Source organism: Aquihabitans sp. McL0605, from assembly GCF_049993875.1.
In the GTDB taxonomy this organism is placed as follows: domain Bacteria; phylum Actinomycetota; class Acidimicrobiia; order Acidimicrobiales; family Iamiaceae; genus Aquihabitans.
The window spans coordinates 4,657,053-4,671,723 of the sequence record NZ_CP188252.1; the positions used below are offsets into that span (position 1 = coordinate 4,657,053).

At 71.6% G+C, this 14,671-nt stretch carries 15 protein-coding genes; 7 read left to right on the forward strand and 8 right to left on the reverse strand.

The window, feature by feature from the left end:
* Positions 1–7: 7 nt before the first annotated feature.
* Together ACPPVX_RS21635 and ACPPVX_RS21640 are read right to left on the reverse strand one after the other, a co-directional pair.
* Positions 8–799 (reverse strand): metal ABC transporter ATP-binding protein, encoded by a 792-nt coding sequence (locus tag ACPPVX_RS21635; protein ID WP_426572655.1) that lies wholly within the window; start codon positions 797–799, stop codon positions 8–10.
* Positions 790–1,758, reverse strand: coding sequence for a metal ABC transporter substrate-binding protein (locus ACPPVX_RS21640; RefSeq protein ID WP_426572656.1), 969 nt, complete (start codon positions 1,756–1,758; stop codon positions 790–792). The genes ACPPVX_RS21635 and ACPPVX_RS21640 overlap by 10 nt, the downstream gene beginning before the upstream one ends.
* A 106-nt stretch (positions 1,759–1,864) precedes the next feature.
* Between ACPPVX_RS21640 and ACPPVX_RS21645 the strand changes: the two genes are divergently transcribed.
* The 4 genes from ACPPVX_RS21645 to ACPPVX_RS21660 all read left to right on the forward strand — a co-directional run bounded on the left by ACPPVX_RS21645 (position 1,865) and on the right by ACPPVX_RS21660 (position 7,894).
* The gene (locus ACPPVX_RS21645; RefSeq protein WP_426572657.1) at positions 1,865–3,805 is read left to right on the forward strand and encodes an alkyl/aryl-sulfatase; all 1,941 of its coding nucleotides are present in this window, start codon (positions 1,865–1,867) and stop codon (positions 3,803–3,805) included.
* A gap of 86 nt (positions 3,806–3,891) precedes the next feature.
* Positions 3,892–4,455 (forward strand): HdeD family acid-resistance protein, encoded by a 564-nt coding sequence (locus tag ACPPVX_RS21650; protein WP_426572658.1) that lies wholly within the window; start codon positions 3,892–3,894, stop codon positions 4,453–4,455.
* A gap of 62 nt (positions 4,456–4,517) precedes the next feature.
* Positions 4,518–5,798, forward strand: coding sequence for a dihydrolipoamide acetyltransferase family protein (locus ACPPVX_RS21655; protein ID WP_426572659.1), 1,281 nt, complete (start codon positions 4,518–4,520; stop codon positions 5,796–5,798).
* Positions 5,795–7,894: an alpha-ketoacid dehydrogenase subunit alpha/beta gene (locus ACPPVX_RS21660; RefSeq protein ID WP_426572660.1), complete on the forward strand. Its 2,100-nt coding sequence runs from the start codon at positions 5,795–5,797 to the stop codon at positions 7,892–7,894. The genes ACPPVX_RS21655 and ACPPVX_RS21660 overlap by 4 nt, the downstream gene beginning before the upstream one ends.
* Positions 7,895–8,108: 214 nt before the next feature.
* On the opposite strand, the gene ACPPVX_RS21665 is transcribed toward ACPPVX_RS21660, so the two are convergent.
* Together ACPPVX_RS21665 and ACPPVX_RS21670 are read right to left on the reverse strand one after the other, a co-directional pair.
* Complete coding sequence (locus ACPPVX_RS21665; RefSeq protein ID WP_426572661.1) at positions 8,109–8,570, reverse strand: PaaI family thioesterase; 462 nt, start codon at positions 8,568–8,570, stop codon at positions 8,109–8,111.
* Entirely contained in the window at positions 8,567–9,037 is a 471-nt protein-coding gene (locus ACPPVX_RS21670) for a winged helix-turn-helix transcriptional regulator (RefSeq protein ID WP_426572662.1), read from the reverse strand. Before ACPPVX_RS21670 ends, ACPPVX_RS21665 begins: the two co-directional genes overlap by 4 nt.
* 68 nt (positions 9,038–9,105) lie before the next feature.
* On the opposite strand from ACPPVX_RS21670, the gene ACPPVX_RS21675 reads away from it, so the two are divergent.
* On the forward strand, positions 9,106–9,696 hold the full coding sequence (locus ACPPVX_RS21675; protein WP_426572663.1) for a DUF421 domain-containing protein: 591 nt from the start codon (positions 9,106–9,108) through the stop codon (positions 9,694–9,696).
* Positions 9,697–9,700: 4 nt separating this feature from the next.
* Here ACPPVX_RS21675 and ACPPVX_RS21680 read toward each other — a convergent pair whose 3' ends face one another.
* From ACPPVX_RS21680 to ACPPVX_RS21690, 3 genes are read right to left on the reverse strand one after another with little or no spacing between them, the layout of a single operon-like run.
* Positions 9,701–10,822: a pyridoxal phosphate-dependent aminotransferase gene (locus tag ACPPVX_RS21680; protein ID WP_426572664.1), complete on the reverse strand. Its 1,122-nt coding sequence runs from the start codon at positions 10,820–10,822 to the stop codon at positions 9,701–9,703.
* 25 nt (positions 10,823–10,847) lie between these two features.
* A complete protein-coding gene (locus ACPPVX_RS21685; RefSeq protein ID WP_426572665.1) occupies positions 10,848–11,723 on the reverse strand; it encodes an HpcH/HpaI aldolase/citrate lyase family protein in 876 nt (291 codons plus the stop codon).
* Between the two features lie 2 nt (positions 11,724–11,725).
* Positions 11,726–12,814, reverse strand: a complete 1,089-nt coding sequence (locus ACPPVX_RS21690; protein ID WP_426572666.1) for an HpcH/HpaI aldolase/citrate lyase family protein — start codon at positions 12,812–12,814, stop codon at positions 11,726–11,728.
* Positions 12,815–12,940: 126 nt separating this feature from the next.
* On the opposite strand from ACPPVX_RS21690, the gene ACPPVX_RS21695 reads away from it, so the two are divergent.
* Both ACPPVX_RS21695 and ACPPVX_RS21700 read left to right on the forward strand, forming a co-directional pair.
* The gene (locus ACPPVX_RS21695) at positions 12,941–13,333 is read left to right on the forward strand and encodes an ArsR/SmtB family transcription factor (protein ID WP_426572667.1); all 393 of its coding nucleotides are present in this window, start codon (positions 12,941–12,943) and stop codon (positions 13,331–13,333) included.
* Positions 13,330–13,794, forward strand: a complete 465-nt coding sequence (locus tag ACPPVX_RS21700) for an SRPBCC family protein (protein ID WP_426572668.1) — start codon at positions 13,330–13,332, stop codon at positions 13,792–13,794. Before ACPPVX_RS21695 ends, ACPPVX_RS21700 begins: the two co-directional genes overlap by 4 nt.
* 128 nt (positions 13,795–13,922) lie before the next feature.
* On the opposite strand, the gene ACPPVX_RS21705 is transcribed toward ACPPVX_RS21700, so the two are convergent.
* A complete protein-coding gene (locus ACPPVX_RS21705) occupies positions 13,923–14,480 on the reverse strand; it encodes a hypothetical protein (RefSeq protein WP_426572669.1) in 558 nt (185 codons plus the stop codon).
* Between the last annotated feature and the right edge of the window lie 191 nt (positions 14,481–14,671).

Sequence of the window (14,671 nt, forward strand, 5' to 3'; positions counted from 1 at the left end):
GGTTCCCTCAGTCCAGGCCGAGGCCGAGGCCGGGTCGTCGGGTGGGCGGCTCGCCGTGGTGGTGGTGCCACTCGTCGTCGTGCTCGTGGTGGAACTCGTGGTCGAGGGGCGGTCCGTCGTGGACCACGAGCCCGTCGCGGAGCACGATCGCCCGCGTGATCAGGGGCTCCACCGGTCCCAGCTCGTGGGTGATGAGCACGATCGTGGTGCCGCGCTCGACCAGGCGGGCGAGCGCGTGGGCCAGCGCCTCCTGGTTGGCGTGGTCGACACCGGCGGTGGGCTCGTCGAGCACCAGCAGGTCGGGGCCGGTCGCCAGGGCGCGGGCGATGAGGACGCGCCGCTGCTGGCCACCGGACAGCTCGGTCATCGAGTGCTTCTCGTGGCCGCCCAGGCCCACCGCTTCGATGGCCTCGTCCACCGCAATGCGGTCGGCGGGGCCGAAGCGCTTCCAGGGTCGCAGGGCGCTCAGCCGACCGGAGCCGACCACCTCGGCCACCGTCGAGGGGATGCCGCCGGCGACGGTCTGGCGCTGGGGCACGTAGCCGAGGCGGTTCCAGGCGTGGAACTGGGAGCGGGGGGTCCCGAACAGGCGGATGTCGCCGGCCAGCAGGGGAGCGAGGCCGAGGAGGCCGCGGATCATCGTCGACTTCCCCGAGCCGTTGGCCCCCAGGACGCCGAGCACCTCACCGGACCGGATCGTCAGGTCGAGGCCGTTCACGACGGCGCGCCCCTCGTACCCGATGTCGCAGCCGCGGAACTCGACGACCGCAGCGGTGGCGGCGTCGTCGGTCACCGGCACGGCTGGCCCTTGCGCAGGTTCCGGAGGTTGGCCTGCATGACCTCGAGGTAGTCGGAGCCCTGCGACCGGTCGTTCAAGCCCTCGATCGGGTCGAGCACGTCGGTGCGCGCGCCGGTCTCCCGGGCCACCGTCTTGGCGATGTCGGGGCTGATCAGGGTCTCGAAGTAGATCGTCTTGACGTCATGGGCGGCCACGAAGTCGCTGACGGTAGCCAGGTCGCTGGGCGATGGCTCCTCCTCGGGGGTCAGCCCGGTGACCGGCACCTGCTCCAGGCCGTAGCGGCGGGCCAGGTACCCGAAGGCGTTGTGGCTGGTGACGAGGTCCTTGCTCGCGCAGTCGGCCAGCCCCGTCTCCAGATCGTGATCGAGGTCGGCGAGCCGGGCGTCGAGCACCTTGGCGTTCGTCCGGTAGTCGGCGGCGTGGACCGGGTCGGCGCCGGCCATGGCGGCGGCGAAGGCGCCGGTGACCTTGCTCATCCGGATCGGGTCGAGCCAGAAGTGCGGGTCGGTGGTGCCGGTCTCGGACCGCTGGCCGTCCTCGATCGGGTTGAAGGTGAGGTCGAGGTCGGCGGCCTCCTTGGCGTCGAAGATCGTGCCGCTGCCGGCGTCGGCCACCGCGGTGTCGACGGAGGGCTGGAACCCCGACAGGTAGGCGATCACGTCGGCGTCCTGGACGGCGCCGACGTCTCGGGGGCTGAGCTCCAGGTCGTGCGGCTCGGCCCCCGGCTTGGTGAGGCTGGTGACGTGGACGTGGTCACCACCCACCTGCTCGGCCATCCACTGCAGGGGGTAGAACGACGCCACGACGCGCAGCTGCCCGGGAGCGGCGCCGTCGCCTGAGCTCCCGCACCCCGCCAGCACCGAACCGGCCAGGAGCACGGCGGCGGCCAGGGCCGCCAGTCGAGCCGCCCCGCGCGGCGCCGGCGCGGGAGGTCGGTGGGACGAGGGCTCGGCGGGCACCTCGACATCGTGACCAAAATGAGAATGATTGTCAATCTCGCATGAAGGGCGGCGGTGGCCTGGGACTTCGCCGACGCCCGGGCGGGTGATGGGACAGACTCCCGGCATGGCTGATGCACCAGATCTGAGCCCGAAGCCGGCGTCCGCGACGACGACGGCGCACAACGAGGCCGTGGCCGAGCTGCCGTTCCTGACCGACGGTGACGGCGCCGACCACGAGCGAGCCACCCGCGGCCTCGTGGCGCGCCCGGCGTCGCCGCAGGTGCCGCACCCGGCGGGCTGGGCCGTCTGGGACCTCGACACCTACCGGTTCCTCGACGGCGACGCTCCGGCCGAGGTCAACCCGAGCCTCTGGCGCCAGGCGCAGCTCAACAACGAGGCCGGCCTGTTCGAGATCGCCCCTGGCTTCCACCAGGTCCGCGGCCTCGACCTGGCCAACCTCACGGTCATCGAGGGCACGGTCGGGCGCATCGTCATCGACCCGCTCACGTCGGTGCAGACCGCCCAGGCCGCGATGGCCCTCGTCGAGGAGCACCTCGGCGCCCGACCCGTGACCGCGGTGATCTACACGCACAGCCACGTCGATCACTTCGCCGGCGTGCGCGGCGTGATCGACGAGGCCGACGTGCGCGCCGGGAAGGTGCGCGTGATCGCGCCGGCCGGGTTCCTGGAGGCGGCGGTGAGCGAGAACGTGGTGGCCGGGAACGTGATGACCCGGCGCGGCAGCTACATGTACGGCGCCCTGCTCCCTCGGGGGCCGCAGGGCCACGTCGACGCCGGCCTCGGCAAGGGCGTGCCCACGCTCGCCGACCAGGGCCTGATCGCGCCCACCGAGGAGGTCGACCTGACCGGCACCGAGCTGGTGGTCGATGGCGTCCGGATCGTGTTCCAGGTGACGCCCAACACCGAGGCGCCCAGCGAGATGAACTTCCACTTCCCCGACCACCGCGTCCTGTGCATGGCCGAGAACTGCACCTGCACGATGCACAACCTGTACACGCCGCGCGGCGCCCAGGTGCGCGACGCCCTGGCGTGGAGCAAGTACCTGCAAGAGGCCATCGACCTCTACGGCGACCTCACCGACGTGTGCTTCGCCAGCCACCACTGGCCGCGCTGGGGCCACGAGGAGATCGTCGGCCACCTCGCCCGCCAGCGCGACACCTACCGGTTCCTGCACGACCAGACCCTTCGGCTGGCCAACCACGGGCACACCTCCGCTGAGATCGCCGAGGTGCTCCGCCTCCCCGCCGAGCTCGAGGCCGAGCCGGCGAGCCGCGGCTACTACGGCACCGTCAACCACAACGCCAAGGCCGTCTACCAGCGCTACCTGGGGTGGTTCGACGGCAACCCGGCCCACCTGCACCCGCACCCGCCGACCGCCGCCGGTGAGCGCTACGTCGAGTTCATGGGCGGCGCCGACGCGGTGCTGGAGAAGGCGCAGCAGTCGTTCGACGACGGCGACTACCGCTGGGTGGCCGAGGTGGTCAGCCACGTCGTCTTCGCCGATCCCGGCAACATGGCGGCGCGCGCCCTCGAAGCCGATGCGCTCGAGCAGCTCGGCTACCAGGCCGAGTCGGGGCCGTGGCGCGACTTCTACCTGACCGGTGCCCAGGAGCTGCGGGCCGGCCACCCCGACATGACCATCACCTCGACCGCCGGGCGCGACACCGTGGCCGCGATGACCACCGAGATGCTGTTCGACTACCTCGGGGTGCGCATCGACGGCCTCGCCGCGGCCGAGCGCACCTGGGCCATCGACGTGGTGGTGCGGGACCGCTCGGAGCGGTGGCGCGTCGGCGTCGAACGCGGTGCGCTCCACGCCACCCGCACCGCCGACGGGGTGTCGGCGAAGACCGCCGCCGAGGTCACCGTCGACACGGACCACGAGCACCTCGCGAGCCTGCTGTTCTCGTCGACCCCCGCCGACGAGCTGGCGGCGCTGGTGGGCGACGGCCTGGTGGGCGTCCGCGGCGACCGCGCCGTGCTCGACGCCTTCCTCGCCACGCTCGACGCGTTCAGCCTGATGTTCCCCATCGTCACCCCCTGAGGGTCGACCTGGGGTCGGCGACGCGGAAGTAGCGTCGCGTCAGGGGCGACGAGGCCCCGCCGGGCGACCAACGCGAGGAGCCGACCGTGGCTGACAACCGATCTGCCGTCGATGTGGTGCGCGAGTCCAAGATGCTCGCCTACACGGTGGGCGCCGTCACCCTCGCGGCCGGGATCGTCCTGCTGTTCTGGCCCGACCGGACCATCACCGTGGTGGCCCGCCTCGCCGGCCTGCTCCTCCTCATCGCCGGCATCGGCGACCTCATCGAGACCGTCCGCAACCACCGCGGCATGTCGTACTGGGGCCTGCTGCTGCTGCGGGCCGTCATCAACATCGGGTTCGGCGCCGTCCTGCTGTTCTGGCCCGGTCCCACCGTCGGTGTCCTCGTCTGGCTCGTCGGTCTCGACCTGGTCATCGCCGGGGCCCTCGGCCTGCTGGTGCGGGGCCAGATGGCGCCCGAGTACCAGCGGGGGACCACCACGCGATCGATCGTCACCATCATCTTCGGCATCGTGATCATGGTCTGGCCCCACGCCACCGTGAACGTGGTCGCGTTCGTGGTGGGGGCCGTGCTGGTGCTCACCGGCCTGGTCTTCCTGTGGACCGGTCGCCAGGTGTCGAAGGTCAAGGTCGAGGTCATCGACATCTGACCCGGTGTCAGCTCCGCGCGTCCTCGTAGCAGGACGAGGCACCGGTCCGTAGGGTCCCGGTCATGGATGTGGTCGTGATGCCGCAGCTGGGCGAGACCGTCGTCGAGGGCACCATCACCGCCTGGGCGAAGCAGGTGGGTGACCCCGTCGCGATCGACGACACCTTGTTCGAGGTGTCCACCGAGAAGGTCGACACCGAGGTCCCCTCGGCCGTGTCGGGATACCTGCGGGCACTCCTGGTGGACGAGGGCGCCACGGTGCCCATCGGCACGCCCGTCGCCGTCATCACCGCCGGCGCCGACGACCCGTTCGACCCGCCCGCCCCCGGGCCGGCACCGGCAGCCCCGAGGGAACCCGAGCCGAGGACCGCCGGCCCGGCCGCCAACGGATCCGGTCCGGCCGGCACACCTGCGATCGCTGCCGTCCCCTTGGCAGGCGGTTCGGTGCGCACGCCCGCCGTCCGTCGGCTGCTGGCCGAGCACGGGCTCGACGCCGCCGAGGTCGTCGGCTCGGGCCGCGACGGCCGCATCACCCGCAACGACGTGCTGGCCGCGGCCGCGCAGCGGACCCGGCCCTCGGCTCCGGCTCCGATGCCAGCCCCGGGGCCAGCGAGCCCCGCGACCCCCGCCGCTCCCGAGCCCGTCGTGGGGCCCGACGATGAGGTGGTCCCCCTGTCGCGGGCCCGCCTGGCCACTGCGGAGCACCTCCACCGATCGGTCCAGACCGCGGCGCACGCGCTGGTGGTGGTCGAGGTCGACTGGGGCGCGGTCGATGCGGTCCGGTCCGGGACCGGGCTGAGCTACCTGCCGTTCGCGGCCCGTGCGGTGGTCGACGCCCTCCGCCGCTTCCCGCACCTCAACGCCACGTTCGCCGGCGACCGGCTGGTGGTCCACCGCCGCATCCACCTCGGCATCGCCGTCGACGTGGCCGACGAGGCGCTGCTCGTCCCGGTGGTGCGCGACGCCCACGAGCTGCGCCTCCACGCTCTCGGCGAGGCGGTGGCCGAGGTGGCCGACCTGGCCCGTCGCCACCGCCTCCCCGGCGGTGCGCTCGACGGCGCCACGTTCACCCTCACCAACGTCGGTGCCTACGGCACGGTGCTCGCGGCGCCGATCATCGACCAGCCGCAGGTGGCGATCCTGTCCACCGACGGCATCGCCATGCGCCCGGTCGCGGTGCCCGACGAGCGCGGGGGAGGTTGGGGCGTCGCCGTGCGGCCCGTCGGGAACCTGAGCCTCAGCTTCGACCACCGGGCCGTGGACGGCGCCTACGCAGCCGCCTTCCTCGCCGACGTCCGCAGCACCCTCCAAGGCCGCGACTGGGCGGCCGAGGTGGTCCGGTGAGCGAGTTCCGCGGCTACCCCGAGAAGGAGCTCGTCGACGACCTGCGCCTGGCGTACGTGTCGCGCGCCATCGACGACCGCCAGATCGCCATGCAGAAGCAGAGCCGGGTGTACTTCCAGATCTCGGGCGCCGGCCACGAGGCCATCGGCCTGGCCCTCGCCCGGCACCTGCGCCCCGGCTTCGACTGGTTCTTCCCGTACTACCGGGACCAGGCGCTGGTGCTCGGCCTGGGGGTGACGCCCACCGAGGTGCTCCTCCAGGCGGTGGGCTCGGCCGACGACCCGTCGAGCGGCGGCCGGCAGATGCCGTCGCACTGGGGCCACGCCGCCCACAACATCGTCACCCAGTCCAGCCCCACCGGGAGCCAGTGCATCCCGGCGGTGGGGTGTGCCGAGGCCGGCCGCTACCTCGTCCGACGCCCCCACCTCACCACCGACCTCGGCGCCTCGGCGGCCCACGGCGACGAGCTCACGTACGTCAGCCTGGGCGAGGGGGCGTGCAGCGAGGGGGAGTTCTGGGAGAGCCTCAACACTGCGTGCAACCTGCACCTGCCCGTGCTCTACGTGGTGCCCGACAACGGCTTCGCCATCTCCGTCCCGGCGAGCGACCAGCACCCCGCGCCCGTCCACGAGCTGGTCCGGGGGTTCCGCGGCTTGGAGGTCCACCACCTCGACGGCACCGACTACTTCGGGGTGCGCGACGCCGCCGAGTCGATCGTCGCCCACATCCGGGCGGGGGTGGGGCCGGCGCTGGTCCACGCCGACGTGGTCCGCCCCTACTCGCACTCCGCCGCCGACACCCAGAGCAAGTACCGATCGCTCGAGGAGCTCACCGAAGAGGCCGCCCACGACCCGCTCGACCGGTTCGCCCACGACCTGGTGGAGGGCGGCGTGCTCACCGAGGCCGAGGTGGCCGACCTGCGCGCCGAGGCGCGCGAGGAGGTGGCCGACGCGGCCGCGGCGGCGCTGGCCGGTCGTCGGCCCGATCCCGCGTCGATCCTCGACCAGGTGGTGGCGCTGCCGGTCCTCGCCGATCCCGGGCCACCCCCGGCGGCAGCCGACGGCGAGCCGGCCGACGCGGTGCCGCTCGGCGAGGCCATCAAGCGCACCCTCCACGAGGTGATGGAGGCCGACGAGCGCATCCGGGTGTTCGGCGAGGACGTGGCCGATGCCCGCGAGCAGGTGCTGGCGGGGGTCGAGGGCAAGGGCGGGGTGTTCGGCACCACCCACGGCCTCCAGCGGGCGTTCGGCCAGGCCCGCTGCTACAACACGCCGCTGTCGGAGGCCAACATCATCGGGCGCGCCGTCGGCCAGGCGCTGCGAGGGCTGCGGCCGGCCCCCGAGATCCAGTTCTTCGACTACATCTGGCCCGCCATGACCCAGCTCCGCAGCGAGGCGGCCACCGTGCGCTGGCGGTCGAACGGGGCGTTCACCTGCCCGATGGTCGTGCGGGTCCCGATCGGCGGGTACCTCACCGGCGGGAGCATCTGGCACAGCCAGTGCGGCGAGTCGATCTTCGCCCACATCCCCGGCCTGTCGATCGCCATGCCGAGCCGGGCCCGGGACGCGGCCGGCCTCCTCCGCTACGCGTTCCGGTGCGACGACCCGGTGCTGTTCCTGGAGCACAAGCACCTGCTGCGCCAGCCCAGCACCGTCGACCCGTTCCCGCCCGCCGACTGGGTGCTGCCGTTCGGGGTGGGGGAGGTCCGCCGCCCGGGCGACGACGTCACGGTGGTCACGTGGGGCGCCACCGTGGCCAAGGCGATCGAGGCGGCCGAGCAGGTGGCCGAGCGCGACGGCATCGAGGCGGAGGTGATCGACCTCCGCACGATCCTGCCGTGGGACCAGGAGCTCGTCGCCGAGAGCGCGGCTCGCACCGGCCGGGTGCTCGTGGTGCACGAGGACACGCTCACCGGCGGGTTCGGCGGCGAGATCGCCGCGTGGGTGGCCGAGCACTGCTTCGCCGACCTCGACGCTCCCGTCCGCCGGATCGGTGCCACCGACACTCCGGTGGCCTACGAGCCCACCCTCGAGGACGCCATCCTCCCGCAGGTCGTCGACCTGGTCGCCGCCCTCACCGACCTCGCCACCTGGTGAGGTTTCCTCGTCACTCGTTCACTCCGCTGCGCTCGACCGGTCGGGGGTTTGGGGTTCGAGCGAAGCGAGCGCGGGGAGGTTGAGGGGGCGGAGCGTGCGGAGCCCCTTCAAGCCGAAGGGGTGCGAAGCAGTCGTGCCCCTGAGCGAAGACGGCGACGTCAGGAGGTCCTCAAGTTCGAGGAACGGAGTGAGCGAAGCGAACGAGTGACGAGATCTATCCGGGAGTGAGGTTCTGGAGGCGGACCTCGCCGTGGGCGAGGAGGCGGCCGCGGTCGTCGCGCACGTCGACCTTCCAGAGCTGCTGGCTGCGCCCCTGGTTGAGCGCGTCGGCCTCGACGCTGACCCGTCCGTGGGTGATCGAGCGCAGGAAGTGCGTGGTGTTGGTGAGCCCGACCGCCACCTGGCCCTGGTCGCTCACGGCCGTGGTGGCACCGATGCTGGCGGCCGACTCGATGACCGTGGCGTAGACGCCGCCGTGGACGATGCCCCAGGGGGTGTGGTGGCGCTCGTCGATGTCGATGTGGCCGGTCACGCGGGTGCCGGTGATCTCGTCGGGCTGGAAGCCCGCTTCGCGCACGAAGGCGCCGGGCTCGGTGAGCGAGCCGGCCTCGGCGCGCAGGCCGCCGGTGGCTGGCGTGGTGGCTTGGGTGGCTTGGGTGGCTTGGGTGGCGGTCATGCGACCACCGGGGTGTTCACGCCGGCGCCGGGTCCGCGCTGGAGCTTGATGTCGAACGGGCTGAGGGCTTCGCCGCACTCGGCGCAGGTGGGCACGATGTGGGTGACGTGCCTGCACGGCTTGTGGACCATCTCGACGGGCGGGCCGTCGGGCGACTCCCACTTGTCGCCCCACTCGCGCAGGGCGGCCACCACGAGCCACAGGTCGCGGCCCTTGGCGGTGAGCTTGTAGTCGTACCGGGTGGGGTTGTCCTGGTACGGCACCTTCTTCAGGACCTCGTGGTCGACCAGCGTGTCGAGCCGCGTGGTCAGCACGTTCTTGGCGATGCCGAGGCGCTCCTGGAAGTCGCTGAAGCGGGTGACGCCCAGGAAGGCGTCCCGCAGGATCAGTGGCGTCCACCACTCGCCGATGATCTCGAGCGTGTGGGCGACCGAGCAGTCGAGGTTGTCGAGGCTGGCGCGCTTCATGGCTGCAGCGTACTGGGTTGCGTGATGAAACTCAACGGCCTCCGGCGGGCGAGGTGTGGACTGGGGCGATGATGCTCCTCGCTTCGCAGCTCTCCACGCACCTGTTCTCGATCGACACCTCGATCCTCGAGAAGGTCCTCCGCACCGTGGCCGTCTACCTCGGCCTGCTGTTCGTCCTGCGCCTCGTCGGCAAGCGCGACCTCGCGCAGCTCAACTCGTTCGACCTGGTGGTCCTGCTGCTGCTCTCGAACGTGGTGCAGAACGCCATCATCGGTCCCGACGACTCGCTCATCGGCGGGCTGCTGGGGGTGGTGGTGCTGCTCGGGGTCAACTTCTGCGTCGTCCACCTCGCCCGGCGGTCGGACGCGTTCGCCCGGGTGGTGGAGGGCACGGCGAGCACGCTCGTCACCGACGGCACGCCCGACGAGGCCGAGCTGGCGAAGCTCGGGCTGCGGACCGAGGAGCTGGCGGCCGCCGTGCGCCGCCAGGGCGCCAGCAGCATGGCGGAGGTGCAGGAGGCCACGCTCGCCCCCGACGGGACCATCACCGTCACCTTGCGCCCCGACGACGAGAACGCCACCAAGGGCGACATCAAGCGCCTGGAGGCGATGGTCGCCGAGCTGCTCGGTGGTCGCGGGCCTGCTGCCGGCCCCGCCTGATCCGTCAGCGGGCGGCGTCGCCCGCGGCGGCCAGGAGGGCGTCGAGCCCGGTGCGCAGCTCGTCGTGGGTGGGCCAGCCGAAGCCGAGGCGGAAGTAGCGGTCGCTGACCTCGAACCAGTGGCCGGGGCCCACGTACGTGCCGTGGTCGGCGAGCAGCTTGTGGTGGAAGGCGGCCTCGTCGACCTCGACCGACTCGCGGAACCGCACCAGGCCCACCACGCCGCCGCTCGGGCGGATCCACTCGAACGTGTCCTGCGCGGCCATCCACCCGTCGACGATCGCCAGGCGCTCGCGGACGTCGGCCATGATCGGCGTGAGCACCCGCTTGCGGTCGGCGAGGACGCGGCCGGCGATGTGCTCGTCGATGGTCGACCCGCAGATCACCATCTGCTCCTTGGCCGCCAGCAGCGTCTCGCCCAGCATCGGGTCGGTGGTGACCGCCCAGCCGATGCGGATGCCAGGGAGCCCGTAGGCCTTGCTCATCGAGCTGACGCTGACGACGTTGGGGGAGAGGGTGGCGGCGAGCGGGATGCGGTCACCGGTGTGGGTGAGGTCGCGGTAGGTCTCGTCGACGAGCAGCACCGCCTCGGCCCGCTCGGCCAGGCCGACGAGCCGCTTGAGGTCGTCGAGCCCGATCATCGTCCCGGTGGGGTTGTGCGGGCAGGTGATGCTGATGAGCCGGGTGGTGCCGGGCTTCACCTTGTCGGCCACCTCGTCGAGGTCGAGCTTCCAGCCCTTGTCGTAGGAGAGGTCGACGATGTCGAGGTCGGCGCCGATGGCTCTCGGCGTCTCGAGGTTGGTGGCGTAGTTGGTGCGGACGACCACGGCGTGATCGCCCCGGTCGAGCAGCGACGTGGCCACCGCGAACAGCGCGGTGGCGGCGCCGGGGGTCACGGTGACGTGCTCGGGGGAGAGGCCGGCTCCTCCGGCCGCCACCGACTCGCGCAGCAGGGGGTCGCCGAGGTGGTCGCCGTAGCAGAGGACCAGCTCGTCGAGGTCGAGGTCGAGCCCCAGATCGGACAGCTTCCGGTCGGCGACCGAGCTCTCCGACAGGTTGTTGGTGATGGTGTCGTACCCGAGCTCCTCGGGAGACTCCACCTCGATCGGCATCCGGCGGTAGCGCATCCGCCGAGCCTGTCACATGGTCGGGTCAGCCCTGGCGGGCAGCGATGGCGTCGGCGACGGCGAGGATGCGCTGGGCGTTGGCGACGTGGAGGTTCTCGATCATGCGACCGTTGAACGTGACCACGCCCTTGCCCTCGGCGATGGCCGCATCGAAGGTGGCGATGAGCTCGCGGGCCTCGGTGATGGCGGCCTCGGACGGGGCCCAGATGGTGTTGGCCACGTCGACCTGGCTGGGGTGGATCAGGGTCTTGCCGTCGAAGCCCATGTGGCGGCCCTGCACGCACTCGGCGTGGAAGCCGTCGGGGTCCTTGATGTCGTTGTAGACGCCGTCGAGGATCACCTTGCCGGCGGCCCGGGCAGCCAGCACCGCGATCGACAGGGCGGTGAGCATCGGCTCGCGGCCGGGGATCTGCACCGCGTGCAGCTCCTTGGCGAGGTCGTTGGTGCCCATCACCAGCACGGTCAGGCGGTCGCTGGCGGCCGCGATCTCCTCGGCGTGCAGGATGGCGACCGGCGTCTCGAGCATCGCCCAGATCTTGGTGTGGTCGGGGGCGCCGCCGGCCTCGAGCGACTTCTCGATGGCGTGGACGTCGGCGACGGAGTCGACCTTGGGCACCACCACGCCGGCAGGGCCGGCCGCAGCGGCAGCGGCGATGTCGCTGGCGTGCCACTCGGTGTCGAGCCCGTTGACCCGGATCATGACCTCCTTGCGCCCGTACTCGCCGGAGGCGGCCGCGGCGCAGACCCGGTCGCGGGCCTCGGCCTTGGCGTCGGGGGCGACGGCGTCCTCGAGGTCGAGGATCAAGGCGTCGGCATCGATGCCCTTGGCCTTCTCGAGGGCGCGCTCGTTGGCGCCGGGCATGTAGAGGACGGAGCGGCGGGGGAGGATCTCCTCGCTCATGATCAGACCCCCGAGCCCGCGGCGGCGGCCGAGGTGAACCCGTAGAGGACCCCCAGCTCGGGGTCGCGCTCGGCGAGCTGCTTGGCCAGGTCGACCATCACGTGGCACTGCTTGACGGAGGCGTCGTCCTCCATCTTCCCGTCGATCATGACGGCGCCGGTGCCGTCGCCCATCTCGGCGATGACGTGGAGGGCGTGCTCGACGTCCTTGGGGTCGGGCGAGAAGACGCGCTTGGCGATGTCGATCTGCACGGGGTGCAAGCTCCAGGCGCCGACGCAGCCGAGCAGGAAGGCGTTGCGGAACTGGTCCTCGCAGGCCACGACGTCCTTGATGTCGCCGAACGGGCCGTAGAAGGCGAAGATCCCGTTGGCCTGGCAGGCATCGACCATGCGGGCGATCGTGTAGTGCCAGAGGTCCTGCTGGTAGGTGGTGCGGGCGTTGGTGGTGCCCTCGATGTCGCCGTCGATCGGGTCCTGGCGGACCAGGTACCCGGGGTGGCCGCCGCCCACGCGGGTGGTCTTCATGCGGCGGTCGGCGGCCAGGTCGGCGGGGCCGAGCGACAGGCCCTGCATGCGCGGGCTGGCGGCGCAGATCTCCTCGACGTTGGCGACGCCGCGGGCGGTCTCGAGCAGCGCGTGCACGAGGATCGGCTTCTGGATGCCGGCGCGGGCCTCGAGCTGGGCGAGGAGCCGGTCGACGTAGTGGATGTCTTCGGCCCCCTCGACCTTGGGGACCATGATCACGTCGAGCTTGTCGCCGATCTCGGTGACGAGGGTGGTGAGGTCGTCGAGGACCCACGGCGAGTCGAGGCTGTTGACCCGGGTCCACAGCTGGGTGTCGCCGAAGTCGGTGTTCTGGGCGATCTTCACCAGGCCGAGCCGAGCGGCTTCCTTGTTCTCGGCCTTGATGGCGTCTTCCAGGTTCCCCAGGATGATGTCGACCTTCTTGGCGAGGTCGGGCACCTTCGCCGCCATCTTCTCGTTGCTCGGATCGAAGAAGTGGATCATCCGCGACGGGCGGAACGGGATCTCGCGCACGGGCAGGGGTGCACCGGCGGCGAGGGGCTTGAAGAAGTCCTTGGGATTGCGCATCGAGTCTCCAGAAGACGAGCAGCGGGCAGTACCCCAACCCTAGGTATCGGCCGCCCACCACCCCCAATGCCACCCGTCGAGGAGAGAGGGGTTGACGGAGAAGGCTGGGTGTGATTACTTAAGTACATGCTTAAGCATTCGGATCCGCTGAGCCTGGCCTTCCAGGCGCTGGCGGATCCGACCCGGCGCCAGCTCGTCGATCGCCTGATCGCCGGACCGGCGTCGGTCACCCAGCTCCACGAGCCGCTGGAGATGACCATGTCGGCCGTCGTCCAGCACCTCACGGTCCTCGAGGCGGCCGGTCTGGTCCGCTCCGAGAAGCTCGGCCGGGTCCGCACCTTCCAGGTCGACAGTGACGGGCTCCGCCGCACCGAGGCGTGGCTCCACGAGCGCCGCACCCCGACCGAGCGCCGCCTCGACCGGCTCGAGGCGTTCCTCGACCCGACCACCGACACCCCCGACGCCACCGACACCGACACCACCCACCCGAACCACCACCAAGCAAGGACAGACCCATGACCGACCGTTCCACCATCCATGCCTCGTTCACCATCGAGCGCACGTTCGCCGCCTCACCCGAGCGCGTCTTCCAGGCGTTCGCCGACCCAGCCGAGAAGGCCAAGTGGTTCGGCGGAGGCGACTGGGAGCAGCTCGAGAGCTCCTTCGACTTCCGCCCCGGAGGAGGCGAGACCGAGGTCAGCCGTTCGCCCGAGGGCATCGAGGTCGGCTTCTACCTCCACTACTACGACATCGTGCCGAACGAGCGCATGGTCTACTCGTACGACATGACCAACGGCCCCGAGCGCGCCTCGCTCTCGGTCACCACCATCGAGCTCGAGCCCACCGCCGACGGCGGCACCCGCTACGTCCACACCGAGCACGGTGCGTTCCTCGACGGCCACCACGACCCGGTCGGTCGTGAGGAGGGGACGAACGGCATCGTCGACCAGCTCGGCGCCTACCTCTCCACCCTGGGTTGACACCCTGGGCTGACACGCTGGGCTGACACCGAGCGCACCCGGGGTGCGAACGCCTCCGAGCCGGCCCGCGGCCGCCACCACCAGGTGGTGCCCGCGGGCCGGGCCGCGTCAGCGCCCCGCGGCGGGCTTCACCCGGAGACGGGTGGGTACCCGCCGAGCTCGTGGAGGGCAGTCTCGTAGCGCCCGCCGACGTCGATCCGCGTGATGTCGTCGTAGCGGAACCGGCGGGGCTTGGTCTCGTCCCAGGTCCCCTCGGCGCTGATGTCGAGCAGGTGGACCGCCGACTTGGTCAGCCGCACCGGACGGCCCACGGCGCACACCCTGGGGTCGTCGGCCTCCGTGAAGATCGTCAGCAGCGGGAACGACACCGCCAGCGAACGGATCACGGCCTCGCACGACGACAGGTCGGCGTCGAGCGGCTCGGGCTGCTCGCCGAACCGGACCAGGGCACGGGAGAGGAACGAGGTGGGGGGCTGGCGCTCCACCTCGCGGAGGGTGCTGAGCCGGACGACCGACCAGCCGTTGAGGCCGACGTCGTAGACCACGTTGATCACCGTCCAGCCGTCGTCGAGGTCCACGACGAAGCCTTCGAGGATGTCGGCCTTCCAGATGTTGCGCCGGAGCAGGACGAGCTCGTCGGCCGCCCACGCGGCCCCGAGCGCCCGACCGTTGCGCTTCATGCCCATCGGGCCATTGTCCCAAACGGACCGGCCCGGCGTCGTGGTCAACCCGGCTGATCTCGCCTCGCCCCGCGGAACGAGGCTGACGCCCTGGTCAGCGGCGCTCGAGCCGATCAGCGGACGCTCCGGGCGAGCGGGACCGCACCAACTTGACCGTGCGGTCAAGTGGGTGGGTAGCGTGGCAGCACCAGCGGGCC

What these genes read in the sequence shown, in the direction of transcription:
- ACPPVX_RS21645 (WP_426572657.1), top strand. Translation starts at nt 1,865, where the DNA reads ATGGCTGATGCACCAGATCTGAGCCCGAAGCCGGCGTCCGCGACGACG.
- ACPPVX_RS21655 (WP_426572659.1), top strand. Translation starts at nt 4,518, where the DNA reads ATGGATGTGGTCGTGATGCCGCAGCTGGGCGAGACCGTCGTCGAGGGC.
- ACPPVX_RS21665 (WP_426572661.1), bottom strand. Translation starts at nt 8,570, where the DNA reads ATGACCGCCACCCAAGCCACCCAAGCCACCCAAGCCACCACGCCAGCC.
- ACPPVX_RS21670 (WP_426572662.1), bottom strand. Translation starts at nt 9,037, where the DNA reads ATGAAGCGCGCCAGCCTCGACAACCTCGACTGCTCGGTCGCCCACACG.
- ACPPVX_RS21675 (WP_426572663.1), top strand. Translation starts at nt 9,106, where the DNA reads ATGATGCTCCTCGCTTCGCAGCTCTCCACGCACCTGTTCTCGATCGAC.
- ACPPVX_RS21680 (WP_426572664.1), bottom strand. Translation starts at nt 10,822, where the DNA reads ATGCGCTACCGCCGGATGCCGATCGAGGTGGAGTCTCCCGAGGAGCTC.
- ACPPVX_RS21685 (WP_426572665.1), bottom strand. Translation starts at nt 11,723, where the DNA reads ATGAGCGAGGAGATCCTCCCCCGCCGCTCCGTCCTCTACATGCCCGGC.
- ACPPVX_RS21690 (WP_426572666.1), bottom strand. Translation starts at nt 12,814, where the DNA reads ATGCGCAATCCCAAGGACTTCTTCAAGCCCCTCGCCGCCGGTGCACCC.
- ACPPVX_RS21695 (WP_426572667.1), top strand. Translation starts at nt 12,941, where the DNA reads ATGCTTAAGCATTCGGATCCGCTGAGCCTGGCCTTCCAGGCGCTGGCG.
- ACPPVX_RS21700 (WP_426572668.1), top strand. Translation starts at nt 13,330, where the DNA reads ATGACCGACCGTTCCACCATCCATGCCTCGTTCACCATCGAGCGCACG.
- ACPPVX_RS21705 (WP_426572669.1), bottom strand. Translation starts at nt 14,480, where the DNA reads ATGGGCATGAAGCGCAACGGTCGGGCGCTCGGGGCCGCGTGGGCGGCC.